Genomic DNA, 13,389 nt, shown 5'->3' on the forward strand with positions numbered 1-13,389 from the left:
GCTCAGGTTCGGGTTGGGCGGCGCGATGGTGCGCGGCGGCTCGGCCGGCTGGGCCGCGTGCGGCGTCATCAGCGGTTCGGCCGACGAGGCCGGCGCGGCGCCGGCGCCAGCCGTATTGGCGGGCGAGGCGTGCGGGTCGGCGGCGGCGGTGGTTTCGGCGCCGGCCGTCAGCGCGGGCTTGCCGCTGGCTTCACGGGCGACTTCGTCGAGTTCGGCGCGGAATTGCTGCACCGGCTCCTGCAAGGCGTTGTGGGTATCGTTCAGCGACTGGTGCACATCCTGTGCCGCGGTCTCCATTTCGCTCTTGAATTTGCGCAGCTCGTCCAGCTCGATCTCGCGCTGGATATCGGATTTCACGTCATTGACGTAACGCTGCGCGCGGCCCAGCAGGTGGCCGACCGTGCGGGCGACCTTGGGCAGGCGTTCGGGGCCGATGACGATCAGCGCGACGACGCCGATCACCATCAGTTCAGTGAGGCTGACATCAAACATTCGACGGCCGCTCGGGAATTGAGGCTATGAGGGCCGGCCGGTGCAGGCCGGGCCCGGGGGCGCGCAGGCGCTCAGGAGTTGGACTTTTCCTTGGCCTGCACGTCGATGGTGTCGCCGGCCACGCGCTGTTGGGCGATGGGTTCGGCCGGCTTGTCGCTGTTGGCGTCCTTCATGCCTTCCTTGAAGCCCTTGACGGCGCCGCCCAGGTCCGAGCCGATGTTGCGCAGTTTCTTGGTGCCGAAGATCAGCGCCACAATGACCAGAACGACCAGCCAATGCCAAATGCTAAAGCTACCCATGATGGTTCTCCGTATTACGCAGTGGGGGCCATGCGCCCTTTCCAGGGTCGCTGACCGCCGATGATGTGGAAATGCAGATGCGGGACTTCCTGGCCGCCTTCGACGCCAGAATTGATCATGATGCGAAACCCGCCATCAGGGCCCGGGGTGCAACCGTTTTCAGCGGCAAGCCGCGGCGCCAATGCCATCATTCTACCCAACCAACCTGCGTCCTCGGCCGTAATATCCTGCATGGATGTGACATGACGTCGAGGGATCAGCAATAAATGCACCGGCGCGGCCGGGTTGATATCGTGGAATGCAACAAAGTCCTCGTCCTCGTAGACCTTCTTGGACGGGATCTCGCCGGCGGCGATCTTGCAGAAAATACAGTTGGCGCTCATTTTTCCGGTTCCGTGTCAGTCCTGGGGACGGCTGGCCTTCTCGGCCAGGCCCGACAGCCCTTCGCGGCGGGCCAGTTCGGCCAGCACGTCGTCGGGGCGCAGGTTGAAGTGCGTCAGCGCCACCAGGCAATGAAACCACAGGTCGGCGGTTTCGCTGACGATGCGTTCGGGCACGCCATCCTTGGCGGCCATGACCAGCTCGGTGGCTTCCTCGCCGATCTTCTTGAGGAAGGCGTCGGGGCCCTTGGACAGCAGCTTGGCCGCGTACGAGGCCTTGGGGTCGCCGCCATTCTCGGGGCGGCGGGTCTCCAGCGTGTCGGCGATGCGGGCCAGGACGTCGTGGGCGGTCAGGGGCGAGTCGGTCATTTGTAGATCAGTTCGGGGTCTTTCAGCACCGGGTCCACGGTAACCCAGGCGGCCTGGTCGGTCTGCCCTTCCAGGCGGCGGTAGAAGCAGCTGGCGCGGCCCGTGTGGCAGGCGATGCCGCCTTCCTGGTGCACCTTGAGCAGCACCACGTCGCCGTCGCAGTCCAGGCGCAGCTCGTGCACCTGCTGCACGTGGCCGGATTCCTCGCCCTTGCGCCATAGGCGCTGGCGCGAGCGCGACCAGTACACCGCGCGGCCGGTGGCGGCGGTCTCGGCCAGCGATTCGCGGTTCATCCAGGCCACCATCATGATCTGGCCGTTGTCGGCGTCCTGCGCGATGGCGGGGATCAGGCCGTTCTCGTCGAAGACGACGTCGGCCATCCAGCTGGGTTCGTTGCTCATCGTCATATCCTTACTTCGATGCCCTGCTCGGCCATGAAGCGCTTGCATTCCCCGACCGTGTGCTGGCCGAAGTGGAAGATGCTGGCGGCCAGCACGGCGCTGGCGCGGCCGGTGGTGACGCCGTCGGCCAGGTGCTGCAGGGTGCCGACGCCGCCCGAGGCGATGACCGGCACCGGCACGGCATCCGACACGGTGCGGGTCAGTTCCAGGTCGAAGCCGGATTTGGTGCCGTCGCGGTCCATGCTGGTCAGCAGGATCTCGCCGGCGCCGTAGGCGGCCATGCGGCGGGCCCAGGCCACGGCGTCCAGGCCGGTGGCCTTGCGGCCGCCGTGGGTGAAGACTTCCCAGCGCGGCGCTTCGCCCGCGGCCGAGACCCGGCGCGCGTCGATCGCCACCACCACGCATTGCGAGCCGTGGTAGTCGGAGGCCGCGCGCACCAGTTCCGGATTGGCCACGGCGGCGCTGTTGATGCTGATCTTGTCGGCGCCGGCGTTCAGCAGGCGCTGGATGTCGGACACCTGGCGCACGCCGCCGCCCACCGTCAGGGGGATGAAGACCTGCGAGGCGACCTGCTCGATGATGGGCAGGATCAGGTCGCGGCCATCGCTGGTGGCGGTGATGTCCAGGAAGGTGAGCTCGTCGGCGCCCTGCTCGTTGTAGCGGCGGGCGATCTCGACGGGGTCGCCGGCGTCGGCCAGGTTGACGAAGTTGACGCCCTTGACGACCCGGCCGGCGGTGACGTCAAGGCAGGGAATGATGCGGCGGGTCAGCGCGCTCTGGGCGGGCGCGCCCGCCCCGGAGGTACTGCTGGAGGTGGTCATTTGGCCAATTCGTCGGCGCGGGCCTGCGCCGCCTGGAAGTTGAGCGTGCCTTCGTAGATGCTGCGGCCCAGGATGGCGCCTTCGACGCCCTCTTCCTCGACGGCGCACAGCGCCTCGATGTCCTGGATGCCGGCGATGCCGCCCGAGGCGTACACGGGGATGCGCACGTGCTGCGCCAGGCGCACGGTGGCCTCGACGTTCACGCCCGACAGCATGCCGTCGCGGCCGATGTCGGTATAGATGATGGCTTCGCAGCCGTAGTCCTCGAACTTCTTGGCCAGGTCGAGCACGTCGTGGCGGGTCAGCTTGCTCCAGCCGTCGGTGGCGATCTTGCCGTCGCGGGCGTCCAGGCCGACGATGATCTGGCCGGGGAAGGCGCCGCAGGCGTCCTGCAGGAAGCCCGGGTTCTTGACCGCGGCGGTGCCGATGATCACGTAGGAGATGCCGGCGTCGAGGTAGCGCTCGATGGTGTCGAGGTCGCGGATGCCGCCGCCGATCTGGACGGGGATGTCGTCGCCGACGGCGTCCAGGATGGCCTTGATGGGCGCTTCGTTCTTCGGTTTGCCGGCGACGGCGCCGTTCAGGTCGACCAGGTGCAGGCGGCGGGCGCCCTGTTCGAGCCATTTGGAGGCCATGGAGGCGGGGTCTTCGGAGAACACCGTTGCATCGTCCAGGTCGCCCTGGCGCAGACGCACGCAGCGTCCGTCTTTGAGATCGATGGCGGGGATCAGCAGCATGGTGGGCAGCGGGAAAATATGGGGTTGAACGGGCTGGCGCGCGTCGGCCGGATCGGCTTACGGCTGCCAGTCTACAAAATTGCGATACAGGCGCAAACCGTGCTCGGCGCTCTTCTCGGGGTGGAACTGCACCGCGAAAATGTTAGCTGCCGCCACCGCGCAGGTAAAGGCGACGCCATAATCGGTTTCACCAACGGTCAGGCTCGTATCGGCCGGGTCGGCGTAATAACTATGGACGAAATAGAAATGCGTGTCGTCCGGAATGCCGTCCCAGATAGGGTGAGAGCGCGTCTGGCGCACTTTGTTCCATCCCATGTGCGGGACTTTCAGGCGCTCGGGGCGGACATCGACCGGGCCGGCCGTGCCGGTGTCGGCCTCGCAGGCCGCGTCGTCGGCCGCGACCGGGTCGGCGAAGCGCGGACCGGCAAAGCGGCGCACCACGCCGGGGAACAGGCCCAGGCACGGGGTGGCGCCCTCTTCGCTGGAATCGAACAGCATCTGTTCGCCGACGCAGACGCCCAGCAGCGGCTTGGCGCGGGCGGCCTTGACGACCGCTTCGCGCAGGCCGGATTCGTTCAGGGTGCGCATGCAGTCGGCCATGGCGCCCTGGCCCGGGAACACCACGCGGTCGGCCGCGTCGATTTCATGGGGCTGGTTGCAGATGCGGATGTCCGCGTCCGGGGCGGCGTACTTGAGCGCGCGCGCGACGGAGTGGAAGTTGCCCATTCCGTAGTCGACGATGGCGATAGTGGTCACTTCGGTTTACCTGATGCGTGGCGGGAGGTCGCGCAGCTTACAGCACGCCCTTGGTCGAGGGGACGACGTCGCCCATGCGCGGGTCGACTTCGATGGCCATGCGCAGCGCGCGGCCACAGGCCTTGAAGACCGTTTCGCATTGGTGGTGGGCGTTGGTGCCGCGCAGGTTGTCGATGTGCAGGGTGATCAGCGCATGGTTGACCAGGCCCTGGAAGAATTCGCGCGTCAGGTCGACGTCGAAGGCGCCGATGTGCGAACGGGTGAACGGGATGTGGTATTCCAGGCCGGGACGGCCCGAGAAATCGACCACCACGCGCGACAGCGCTTCGTCCAGCGGCACGTAGGCGTGGCCGTAGCGGCGCAGGCCGGCCTTGGTGCCGACCGCCTTGGCGATGGCCATGCCCAGCGTGATGCCCACGTCTTCCACCGTGTGATGCGCATCGATGTGCAGGTCGCCCTCGGCCTTGATGTCGAGGTCGATCAGGCCGTGGCGCGCGATCTGGTCCAGCATGTGGTCCAGGAAGGGCACGCCCGTGTCGATCGTCTGCTTGCCGGTGCCATCCAGGTTGATGGCCACGCGGATGCGGGTTTCGTTGGTGTTGCGGGTGATCTCTGCGGTACGCATGTCAGGACTCGATTAGGCACTCAGGATGTCTTGCAGTGCCGATAGCAAAGCGGCGTTCTCGTCCGGGGAACCTACCGAGATGCGGAGGCAGCCGGCCAGGAGCGGATGGGCGTTGGAGAAGTTACGAACCAATATTTTGCGCTGTTTCAGGGCAAGATGCACGGCGTTGCCGTCCAGCTTGCCGGAAAAGCGGGCGAGGACGAAGTTGGCGGCGGACGGGAATACCCTGACGCCGGGCAGCGCCGCCAGGGCCGCGGCCAGCGGCTCGCGGTCGGCGCGCAGGCGGGCGGCCTGCTGGTCCAGCACCGGCTTGTGGCGCAGCACGGTCAGCAGCGCGGCCTGGGTCAGCACGTCCAGGTTGTAGGGCGGGCGCACCTTGTCCAGCTCGGCGACCCAGTCGGGATGGCCGGCCAGGTAGCCGAAGCGCAGGCCCGCCAGGCCGATCTTGGACACCGTGCGCATCACCACCACGTTGGGCGCGTCCAGCAGGCGCGGCATCCAGCTGCGGTCGGTGAAGGGCTGGTAGGCCTCGTCCACCACCACCAGGCCGGGGGCGGCTGCGATGATGGCGGCCATGTCGGCGTCCGACCAGGCGCCGCCGGTGGGGTTGTTGGGCACCGCCAGGAACACCACCTTGGGCTGGTGCTCGCGGATCGCCGCCAGCATCGCCGGAAGATCCAGGGACAGATCTTCCGTGAGCGGCACGCCGACGAAGCGGGCGTGGTCGAAGCGCGCCGCCATGTCGAAATAGACGAACGACGGCCACGGCGCCAGCACCACCTCGCCCGGGTTGCAGCAGGCCTGCACCACGATGTGGATCAACTCGTCCGAGCCGTTGCCGAACAGCACGCCGGCGTCAGCCGGCACGCCGAAGGCCGCTTTCACGGCCTGGCGCAGTTCGGACAGGTCGGCGGCCGGGTAGCGGTTCAGCGGCGTATCGCGCAGCACCCGGGCCAGGTCGTCGCGCACCGCCTCGGGCAGTTCGTAGGGCGATTCCATCGCATCCAGCTTGATGCAGCCTTCGGCGTGCGCCACCGGATACGCGGTCAGTTCACGGATATCGGGCCGGATGGTGCCGGCGATGCGGCCGGCGACCTCGCTCATGGCTGGTCGATCCGGTACTGGGCGCTGGCGGCGTGGGCCTGCAGGCCTTCGCCCAGCGCCAGTTCGGCGGCGATGCGGCCGAGCGTCTGGGCGCCCTGGTGCGAGACCTGGATCAGGCTGGAGCGCTTCTGGAAGTCATAGACGCCCAGCGGCGACGAGAAACGGGCCGTGCGCGAGGTCGGCAGCACGTGGTTGGGGCCGGCGCAGTAATCGCCCAGGGCCTCCGAACTGAAACGGCCCATGAAGATGGCGCCGGCGTGGCGGATCCTGGCGGTCCAGATTTCCGGTTGCTCGGTGGAGATCTCCAGGTGTTCCGGGGCGATGTCGTTGGCGATGCGGCAGGCTTCGTCCAGGTCGCGCACCTGGATCAGCGCGCCGCGGTTGGCCAGGCTGGTGCGCAGGATGTCGGCGCGCGGCATGGTCGGCAGCAGGCGCGCGATGGCGGCCTCGACCTCGGCGATGAAGGCGGCGTCCGGGCACAGCAGGATAGACTGGGCCAGTTCATCGTGCTCGGCCTGCGAGAACAGGTCCATGGCGATCCAGTCGGCCGGCGTCTTGCCGTCGCAGATCACCAGGATTTCGCTGGGGCCGGCGATCATGTCGATGCCGACCACGCCGAACACGCGGCGCTTGGCGGCGGCCACGTAGGCGTTGCCCGGGCCGACGATCTTGTCCACGGCCGGCACGGTGGCGGTGCCGTAGGCCAGCGCGCCGACGGCCTGCGCGCCGCCGATGGCGAACACGCGGTCGACGCCGCTGATGGCGGCGGCGGCCAGCACGATCGGGTTGCGCGCGCCGTCCGGCGTGGGCGTGACCATGACCAGTTCCTGCACGCCGGCGACCTTGGCCGGAATGGCGTTCATCAGGACGGACGACGGATACGCGGCCTTGCCGCCCGGCACGTACAGGCCGACGCGGTCCAGCGGCGTGACCTGCTGGCCCAGCACCGTGCCGTCGGCTTCGGTGTAGGTCCAGGTCTCGGCGCGCTGGCGTTCGTGGTAGCGGCGCACGCGCTCGGCGGCGGCCTGCAGCGCGTCGCGCTGGGCGGCCGGCAGCGCCGCCAGGGCCGCATGCCAGTCGGCCTTGGGAATTTCCAGCGTGTCCGCGGACGCGTGCGGCATGCGGTCGAAGCGCTGGGTGTATTCCACCAGCGCGGCGTCGCCGCGGGCGCGCACGTCGGCCAGGATGCCGGCGGCGGCGCGGTCGATGGACTCGTCCTCGGTGGCCTCGAAGGCCAGCAGCTTGGACAGGGCGGATGCGAATCCGGGATCGCGGGAGTCGAGACGATTGATCAGGGCCATGGCGTTCAGGCGGGTGGCGGTCGCCGCGCGGGGGCGGCGAGCCGGTTTCAGGCGTTGCGGGAAGCGGCGCGCTCGAAGGCGTCCAGCAGCGGTTGCAGGCGTTCGCCGCGGGTCTTCAGCGCGGCCTGGTTGACGATCAGGCGCGAGGAGATCGGCATGATGTCCTCGACCGCGACCAGGTCGTTGGCGCGCAGCGTGCCGCCGGTCGACACCAGGTCCACGATGCAGTCGGCCAGGCCCACCAGCGGCGCCAGTTCCATCGAACCATACAGCTTGATGATGTCGACGTACACACCCTTGGAGGCGAAGTGTTCACGGGCTGACTGCACGTACTTGGTGGCCACGCGCAGGCGCGCGCCCTGGTGCACCGCGGCTTCGTAGTCGAAGCCGTTGCGCACGGCCACGGCCAGGCGGCACTTGGCGATGTTCAGGTCGATCGGCTGGTACAGGCCGCCGGGCTGCTGCGCGGCGTGCTCGATCAGCATGTCCTTGCCGGCGATGCCGAGGTCGGCCGCGCCGTACTGCACGTAGGTCGGCACGTCGGAAGCGCGCACGATGATCAGGCGCAGGCCGGGATCGCTGGTCGGCAGGATCAGCTTGCGCGAGCTTTCCGGGTTCTCGGGCACCTCGATGCCGGCTTCCGCCAGCAGAGGCATGGTTTCTTCGAAGATGCGCCCTTTGGACAGAGCCAGGGTCAGGGGGGGGAGCGGGGCATTGCTCATGCCAATTCCTTACCGCTAGTGCGTTCAACGACGCGTTGAATATTGGCGCCCAGGGCGCGCAGCTTGACTTCCATCCGATCGTAGCCGCGATCCAGATGGTAGATGCGGTCGACCAGCGTGTCGCCATCGGCGGCGAGGCCGGCGATCACCAGGCTGGCCGAGGCCCGCAGGTCGGTGGCCATCACGGTCGCGCCCGACAGGCGGGCGATGCCGCGGACGACGGCGGTGTGGCCGTCGATGTCGATGTCCGCGCCCATGCGGCGCAGTTCCTGCACGTGCATGTAGCGGTTCTCGAAAATCGTTTCGACGATGACCGAGGTGCCCTCGGCCACGGTGTTCAGGGTCATCAGCTGGGCCTGCATGTCGGTGGCGAAGCCCGGGTATTCATGCGTCCGGAAGCCCACGGCCTTGGGGCGTTTCGACATGGCGCCGCGGATCCAGTCGGGGCCGGTCTCGATGGTCAGGCCGGCCTCGGCCAGCTTGTCGAGCGTGGCGCCGAGGATGCCGGCATCGGTGTTGCGCAGTACGATGTCGCCGCCGGCCGCGCCCACGGCGCACAGGAAGGTGCCGGCCTCGATGCGGTCGGAGATCACGCGGTGTTCCGCGCCGTGCAGGCGCTCGACGCCGTCGATCACGATGCGGTCGGTGCCGTGGCCCTGGATGCGGGCGCCCATCTTGATGAGCAGTTCGGCCAGGTCGACGACCTCGGGCTCGCGCGCGGCGTTTTCCAGCACGGTGCGGCCTTCGGCCAGCACCGCGGCCATCAGCAGATTCTCGGTGCCGGTGACGGTGACCATGTCGGTGCGGATCGAGGCGCCCTTCAGGCGTTTGGCGCGCGCCACCACGAAGCCGTGCTCGATGCTGATGTCGGCGCCCAGGGCGGCCAGGCCCTTGATGTGCTGGTCCACCGGCCGCTGGCCGATGGTGCAGCCGCCCGGCAGGCTGACGCGGGCTTCGCCGAAGCGCGCCACCAGGGGGCCCAGCACCAGGATCGAGGCGCGCATGGTCTTGACCAGGTCGTACGGCGCTTCAAGGCTGTCGACGCGGTCGGCCTGCAGGGTCACGATGCCGTCGTTGGCGCGTTCGGCGCGCACGCCCATGCGCCCCAAGAGGCGCAGCATGGTGGCGGTGTCATTCAGGTGCGGCACGTTGGCGATGGTCAGCGGGTCCGCCGTCAGCAGGCCGGCGCACAGGATCGGCAGGGCCGAGTTCTTGGCGCCGGAGATGGTGACTTCGCCGTGCAGGCGCGCACCGCCGGTAATGCGTAGCTTGTCCATGGTCACTTGCCCGCCTGGGCGTATTCGGCGGGGGTCAGGGTGCGCATCGACAGGGCGTGGATCTCGGCCTTCATGCGGTCGCCCAGCGCCGCGTAGACCAGTTGGTGGCGCTGGATCAGGCGCTTGCCTTCGAAGGCGGTGCTGACGATGACCGCGTCGAAATGCGAGCCGTCGCCCTGTACGTCGAGGTGTTCACAGGGCAGGCCGTCCGCGATGTATTGGCGGACTTGCGCGGGAGTGGGAAGCATGGACGTCAGTTCCTGAGTTTGTAGCCGCTGGCCAGGAGCCGCAGCGCATAGATCGAAAGCGCGAGGAACACCCCCGTCACCACCGCCAGGCTGCGCCAGGGGGAGACGTCCGACACCGAGAAGAATCCGTAGCGGAAACCGTCGATGGTGTAGAAGATGGGGTTCCAGTGGGACACGCCCTGCCAGAAGGCCGGGAGCGTATGGATGGAATAGAACACGCCGGACAGGAAGGTGGCCGGCATGATGAGGAAGTTCTGGAACGCCGCCAGCTGGTCGAATTTCTCGGACCACAGGCCGGCGATCAGGCCCAGCACGCCCATGATGCCGCAGGCCAGCACCGCGAACACCAGCAGCCACAGCGGGTTGGACGGCACCAGCGAGACGAAGAACAGCGCCACCACCCACACGCACAGGCCCACGGCCAGGCCGCGCACCACGGCCGCCAGCACGTAGGCGGCGAAGATGTCGCGGTGCGACAGCGGCGGCAGCAGCATGAACACCAGGTTGCCGGTGATGCGGCTCTGGATCAGTGACGACGACGGGTTGGCGAAGGCGTTCTGCAGCATGCTCATCATCATGAGCCCGGGGATCAGGAACGCGGTGTACGGCACGCTGCCGTAGACCATGACGCGTCCTTCCAGCACGTGGGCGAACACCAGCAGGTACAGCAGTGCGGTGATGACGGGCGCGGCGATGGTCTGGAAGCTGACCTTCCAGAAGCGCAGCAATTCCTTGCGCAGCAGGGTCGGAAAGCCCGAGCCCGCGTCCAGGCGGGGCTGCACCAGCGGCTGGCTGGCATTGGCGGCGGGCTGCGTCATTGCGGAATCTCTTCGGGTTGCGGAGCGTCGTCCTGGTGCATGATGCGCACGAAGGCGTCCTCGAGGTCGACGCCTCCGACGCGGGCCAGCAGCGCCTGGGTGGTGTCCAGCGCCACGATGCGCCCGCCCTTGAGCATGGCGATGCGGCCGCACAGGGCTTCCGCTTCTTCCAGGTAGTGGGTGGTCAGCATGATGGTGTGGCCGGCCTTGTTCAGGCGCGAGATGAATTCCCACAGGGTGCGGCGCAGGTCGACGTCGACGCCGGCGGTGGGTTCGTCCAGCACGATCACCGGCGGGCGGTGCACCAGCGCCTGCGCCACCAGCACGCGGCGCTTCATGCCGCCGGACAGCGCGCGCATGTTCGAGTTGGCCTTGTCGGCCAGGCCCAGGTTGAAGAGGATCTCGTCGATCCAGTCGTCGTTCTTGCGCAGGCCGAAGTAGCCCGACTGGATGCGCAGCGTCTCGCGCACGGTGAAGAACGGGTCGTAGACCAGTTCCTGGGGCACGACGCCCAGCGCCCGCCGTGCCGACTTGTAGTCGGCCACGACGTCGTAGCCACAGACGGTGGCGCGGCCGGCGGTGGCGTGCGCCAGTCCGGCCAGGATGGAAATCAGGGTGGTCTTGCCGGCGCCGTTGGGGCCGAGCAGGCCGAAGAACTCGCCGTGCTCGATATTCAGGCTGACATTGTCCAGCGCCTGGAAGCCGGCGCCAGGCGCGCGCCCGGTGAGCCTGCCCCAGCCGCTGCGGCGCGGCGAGTAGATTTTGGAGACGTTCTCAAGACTGACGGCAGACATGACGGCGGCGAGGGTGCCCGGCAAAGAGCGAATTGATCATTATATAAGCGCCCCGTTACGCGAGGCGCCGATAGCCCCGGCGGCCGTGGGGGCGTGGCGCGATGACCTGTCCCCAAAAATGACAGGCCCGGCGGACCGCAGGGGCGCGCCGGGCCGGGACAAGCGGAACGGGATCGTTACTTGTTGCGCTGGTTCAGCGCCTGGATCAGGCCGTCGATGCCGTTCTGGTTGATCTGCTGGGCGAACTGGTTGCGGTAGTTCTCGATCAGCCAGATGCCTTCGACGTTCATGTCGTAGATCTTCCAGCCCTGGGGCGTCTTTTCCAGGCGGTAGTCGACGCCGACCGGCTGGCCGTTGGGCTGGCTGATGAGCGTGCGCACGACCGCGTCATCGGCCTTGGGGTCGCCGCGGAACGGCAGGGCCGTAATGGTGGTGCCGGACGTGACGCGGGTCAGCGCGCCGCTGTAGGTGCGCACCAGGGTGCCGCGGAAGGCGTCGGCCAGCGCCGTCTTCTGCTGCTCGGTGGCCTGGCGCCAGTAGCGCCCGGCGGCCAGGCGCGTGGTCTTCTGGAAGTTGACGTAGGGCAGGATGTGCTCGTTCACGACCTGGTTGATGCGGGCCGTGTTGCCGGCCTTGACGGCGCCGTCGGCCTTCAGGACGTCCAGCGCCTCATTGGCGGCGGCCAGCACGAACTCGTTGGGCGTGCCGTTCGCATTGGGTTGCGCCTGCACGGCGGGCGTTGCCGCCAGTCCCAGCAGCCCGGCAAAGGCCAGGCGTTGGAGCAGGGGGAAAAAAGAAAACCGCATGGAAACTCCTTGCTGTACTGAAAACGCAATCCGACAGCTTACTTGGTTGCGGGGTTGGCGACCGGAGCGGGCGCGCCCTTGGCCTTGGCGGCGTCGTCCTCGTCGTCTTCGTAGTTGGGCAGGCTGGATTCGTCATCCACGCGCTGGCCGGCGACCATGGCGGCGCGGCGCTGCAGGTAGGCATCGCGCACGAAGCTGTACGGATCCAGCGCGACGCGGTCGACGGTGTCGGTGGCGTTGAGCAGGCTGGCGCGGGTATCGACCACTTCCAGGCCCCACAGCGAGTTGCGCAGCGCCACGTTGTCGATGGCGCTCACGCCCATGTAGCCGTGCATGCGGCCCTGCCAGTCGCCCACCAGGCCGACGCCGTCGCGCACGCTGGCCGAACCGAAGAACGGCAGCACCAGGTACGGGCCCTGGCCGAAGCCCCACACGCCCAGCGTGGTGCCGAAGTCGTTGGGGATCTTGCGCGCGCCATTGGCCGAGGCGACATCGAAGCAGCCGCCCACGCCCATGGTGGTGTTGAACAGGAAGCGGCCGAGCGTATTGACGAAGTCGTGGCCGCGGCCCTGCAGGAAGCTGTTGGTGCCCGACCAGAGGTCGCCGACGTTGCTGAAGATGTTGTGCACGCAGCTGCGCACCGGTTCCGGCGTGACGTAGGTGTAGGCCTGCGCCACCGGCTTGAAGACGGCGCGGTCGACGGTGTCGTTGAACTTGTAGACGCCGCGGTTGAAGCCTTCCCAGGGATCGCGCGGATCCGGGTGTTGCGGCGCGGCGCAACCCGCCATCAGCGCGCCGGCGGCGGCCACGGTGGCGATTCGGGAGAGAGCTTTCTTGTTCATGATCAGGGCATCCCTATCAACAGATTTGTATTCTTATTGCAGCGTGCGTCAAGCGTCCGATTGTTGCCGGGGGTGACGCATCCTCTTTAATTTGCCGGGGCTTTCGTTTCCGGCGCGCCAGCCGCGTTCGAGCCTTCTTTTTCCGCCGAGCCATACAGGAACTTGCTGATCAGCTGTTCCAGCACCACGGCGCTCTGGGTGTAGCGGATCTTGCCGCCGTCGGCCAGGTTGTCCTCTTCGCTGCCCGGGGTCAGGCCCAGGTACTGCTCGCCCAGCAGGCCGGACGTCAGGATCGCCGCGGACGAGTCCTTGGGGAACTGGTAGGCGGTTTCCAGGTTGATCGCGACGACGGCCTGGAAGGTCTTGTCGTCAAAGGAAATCTTGGCGATCCGGCCCACCACGACCCCGGCGCTTTTCACCGGGGCGCGCACCTTGAGGCCGCCTACGTTATCGAAATTGGCCGTCAGCGTATAGGTGGGCGCGAAAGAAAAGGTGCTCAAGTTGCCGGCGCGCAACGCCAGGAACGCCAGCGCGGCCGCGCCCAGCAAGACGAACAGGCCTACCCAGAAATCGGTTTTTTCACGAGACATGATCGAT

Annotated in this window: 19 protein-coding genes; all 19 read right to left on the bottom strand. The window is 67.7% G+C overall.

Features of this window, described 5'->3' with window-relative positions:
- Positions 1-492 (bottom strand): Sec-independent protein translocase protein TatB (tatB, locus tag AruCF_RS00940; RefSeq protein WP_254431163.1); only part of this gene is annotated, 492 nt, incomplete at its 3' end.
- Positions 493-563: 71 nt separating this feature from the next.
- Entirely contained in the window at positions 564-791 is a 228-nt protein-coding gene (gene tatA / locus AruCF_RS00945; RefSeq protein ID WP_049070561.1) for a Sec-independent protein translocase subunit TatA, read from the bottom strand.
- Positions 792-805: 14 nt separating this feature from the next.
- Complete coding sequence (locus AruCF_RS00950; protein ID WP_049070563.1) at positions 806-1,174, bottom strand: histidine triad nucleotide-binding protein; 369 nt, start codon at positions 1,172-1,174, stop codon at positions 806-808.
- A gap of 15 nt (positions 1,175-1,189) precedes the next feature.
- Positions 1,190-1,540: a phosphoribosyl-ATP diphosphatase gene (locus AruCF_RS00955; RefSeq protein ID WP_006392326.1), complete on the bottom strand. Its 351-nt coding sequence runs from the start codon at positions 1,538-1,540 to the stop codon at positions 1,190-1,192.
- Positions 1,537-1,941, bottom strand: coding sequence for a phosphoribosyl-AMP cyclohydrolase (gene hisI, locus AruCF_RS00960; protein WP_025139940.1), 405 nt, complete (start codon positions 1,939-1,941; stop codon positions 1,537-1,539). The genes AruCF_RS00955 and hisI overlap by 4 nt, the downstream gene beginning before the upstream one ends.
- A 2-nt stretch (positions 1,942-1,943) precedes the next feature.
- Positions 1,944-2,762 carry an imidazole glycerol phosphate synthase subunit HisF gene (gene hisF, locus AruCF_RS00965; RefSeq protein WP_006388053.1) on the bottom strand — a complete coding sequence of 273 codons (819 nt, stop codon included), beginning with the start codon at positions 2,760-2,762 and terminating at the stop codon, positions 1,944-1,946.
- Positions 2,759-3,499: a 1-(5-phosphoribosyl)-5-[(5-phosphoribosylamino)methylideneamino]imidazole-4-carboxamide isomerase gene (hisA, locus tag AruCF_RS00970; protein WP_049070564.1), complete on the bottom strand. Its 741-nt coding sequence runs from the start codon at positions 3,497-3,499 to the stop codon at positions 2,759-2,761. Before hisA ends, hisF begins: the two co-directional genes overlap by 4 nt.
- Positions 3,500-3,556: 57 nt before the next feature.
- Positions 3,557-4,255: an imidazole glycerol phosphate synthase subunit HisH gene (gene hisH / locus AruCF_RS00975; protein ID WP_049070566.1), complete on the bottom strand. Its 699-nt coding sequence runs from the start codon at positions 4,253-4,255 to the stop codon at positions 3,557-3,559.
- A 37-nt stretch (positions 4,256-4,292) separates the two neighbouring features.
- A complete protein-coding gene (hisB, locus tag AruCF_RS00980) occupies positions 4,293-4,880 on the bottom strand; it encodes an imidazoleglycerol-phosphate dehydratase HisB (protein WP_006388056.1) in 588 nt (195 codons plus the stop codon).
- A 12-nt stretch (positions 4,881-4,892) separates the two neighbouring features.
- The gene (gene hisC / locus AruCF_RS00985; protein WP_049070568.1) at positions 4,893-5,984 is read right to left on the bottom strand and encodes a histidinol-phosphate transaminase; all 1,092 of its coding nucleotides are present in this window, start codon (positions 5,982-5,984) and stop codon (positions 4,893-4,895) included.
- The gene (gene hisD, locus AruCF_RS00990; RefSeq protein WP_020925617.1) at positions 5,981-7,285 is read right to left on the bottom strand and encodes a histidinol dehydrogenase; all 1,305 of its coding nucleotides are present in this window, start codon (positions 7,283-7,285) and stop codon (positions 5,981-5,983) included. Before hisD ends, hisC begins: the two co-directional genes overlap by 4 nt.
- Positions 7,286-7,332: 47 nt before the next feature.
- Complete coding sequence (gene hisG, locus AruCF_RS00995; RefSeq protein ID WP_049070571.1) at positions 7,333-8,007, bottom strand: ATP phosphoribosyltransferase; 675 nt, start codon at positions 8,005-8,007, stop codon at positions 7,333-7,335.
- On the bottom strand, positions 8,004-9,284 hold the full coding sequence (gene murA, locus AruCF_RS01000; protein WP_049070573.1) for a UDP-N-acetylglucosamine 1-carboxyvinyltransferase: 1,281 nt from the start codon (positions 9,282-9,284) through the stop codon (positions 8,004-8,006). The genes hisG and murA overlap by 4 nt, the downstream gene beginning before the upstream one ends.
- 2 nt (positions 9,285-9,286) lie before the next feature.
- On the bottom strand, positions 9,287-9,532 hold the full coding sequence (locus tag AruCF_RS01005) for a BolA family protein (RefSeq protein WP_049070574.1): 246 nt from the start codon (positions 9,530-9,532) through the stop codon (positions 9,287-9,289).
- A 5-nt stretch (positions 9,533-9,537) separates the two neighbouring features.
- The gene (locus tag AruCF_RS01010; RefSeq protein WP_006388063.1) at positions 9,538-10,350 is read right to left on the bottom strand and encodes an ABC transporter permease; all 813 of its coding nucleotides are present in this window, start codon (positions 10,348-10,350) and stop codon (positions 9,538-9,540) included.
- Complete coding sequence (locus AruCF_RS01015; RefSeq protein WP_049077371.1) at positions 10,347-11,144, bottom strand: ABC transporter ATP-binding protein; 798 nt, start codon at positions 11,142-11,144, stop codon at positions 10,347-10,349. Before AruCF_RS01015 ends, AruCF_RS01010 begins: the two co-directional genes overlap by 4 nt.
- Positions 11,145-11,320: 176 nt before the next feature.
- A complete protein-coding gene (locus AruCF_RS01020; RefSeq protein ID WP_049070577.1) occupies positions 11,321-11,950 on the bottom strand; it encodes an MlaC/ttg2D family ABC transporter substrate-binding protein in 630 nt (209 codons plus the stop codon).
- Between the two features lie 38 nt (positions 11,951-11,988).
- A complete protein-coding gene (locus tag AruCF_RS01025) occupies positions 11,989-12,792 on the bottom strand; it encodes an MlaA family lipoprotein (protein ID WP_049070579.1) in 804 nt (267 codons plus the stop codon).
- Positions 12,793-12,878: 86 nt separating this feature from the next.
- A complete protein-coding gene (gene mlaD / locus AruCF_RS01030) occupies positions 12,879-13,382 on the bottom strand; it encodes an outer membrane lipid asymmetry maintenance protein MlaD (protein ID WP_049070581.1) in 504 nt (167 codons plus the stop codon).
- Positions 13,383-13,389: the final 7 nt, after the last annotated feature.

Source organism: Achromobacter ruhlandii, from assembly GCF_002082135.1.
GTDB classification, from domain to species: Bacteria; Pseudomonadota; Gammaproteobacteria; order Burkholderiales; family Burkholderiaceae_B; genus Achromobacter; species Achromobacter ruhlandii.

Excerpts from the sequence above, each read along its gene's own strand:
- hisI (WP_025139940.1), bottom strand. The coding sequence starts at position 1,941 with ATGAGCAACGAACCCAGCTGGATGGCCGACGTCGTCTTCGACGAGAAC.
- mlaD (WP_049070581.1), bottom strand. The coding sequence starts at position 13,382 with ATGTCTCGTGAAAAAACCGATTTCTGGGTAGGCCTGTTCGTCTTGCTG.
- hisF (WP_006388053.1), bottom strand. The coding sequence starts at position 2,762 with ATGACCACCTCCAGCAGTACCTCCGGGGCGGGCGCGCCCGCCCAGAGC.
- AruCF_RS00950 (WP_049070563.1), bottom strand. The coding sequence starts at position 1,174 with ATGAGCGCCAACTGTATTTTCTGCAAGATCGCCGCCGGCGAGATCCCG.
- hisC (WP_049070568.1), bottom strand. The coding sequence starts at position 5,984 with ATGAGCGAGGTCGCCGGCCGCATCGCCGGCACCATCCGGCCCGATATC.
- hisB (WP_006388056.1), bottom strand. The coding sequence starts at position 4,880 with ATGCGTACCGCAGAGATCACCCGCAACACCAACGAAACCCGCATCCGC.
- AruCF_RS01015 (WP_049077371.1), bottom strand. The coding sequence starts at position 11,144 with ATGTCTGCCGTCAGTCTTGAGAACGTCTCCAAAATCTACTCGCCGCGC.
- AruCF_RS00955 (WP_006392326.1), bottom strand. The coding sequence starts at position 1,540 with ATGACCGACTCGCCCCTGACCGCCCACGACGTCCTGGCCCGCATCGCC.
- tatA (WP_049070561.1), bottom strand. The coding sequence starts at position 791 with ATGGGTAGCTTTAGCATTTGGCATTGGCTGGTCGTTCTGGTCATTGTG.
- AruCF_RS01005 (WP_049070574.1), bottom strand. The coding sequence starts at position 9,532 with ATGCTTCCCACTCCCGCGCAAGTCCGCCAATACATCGCGGACGGCCTG.
- hisG (WP_049070571.1), bottom strand. The coding sequence starts at position 8,007 with ATGAGCAATGCCCCGCTCCCCCCCCTGACCCTGGCTCTGTCCAAAGGG.
- AruCF_RS01010 (WP_006388063.1), bottom strand. The coding sequence starts at position 10,350 with ATGACGCAGCCCGCCGCCAATGCCAGCCAGCCGCTGGTGCAGCCCCGC.
- AruCF_RS01020 (WP_049070577.1), bottom strand. The coding sequence starts at position 11,950 with ATGCGGTTTTCTTTTTTCCCCCTGCTCCAACGCCTGGCCTTTGCCGGG.
- hisD (WP_020925617.1), bottom strand. The coding sequence starts at position 7,285 with ATGGCCCTGATCAATCGTCTCGACTCCCGCGATCCCGGATTCGCATCC.
- AruCF_RS01025 (WP_049070579.1), bottom strand. The coding sequence starts at position 12,792 with ATGAACAAGAAAGCTCTCTCCCGAATCGCCACCGTGGCCGCCGCCGGC.
- murA (WP_049070573.1), bottom strand. The coding sequence starts at position 9,284 with ATGGACAAGCTACGCATTACCGGCGGTGCGCGCCTGCACGGCGAAGTC.
- hisA (WP_049070564.1), bottom strand. The coding sequence starts at position 3,499 with ATGCTGCTGATCCCCGCCATCGATCTCAAAGACGGACGCTGCGTGCGT.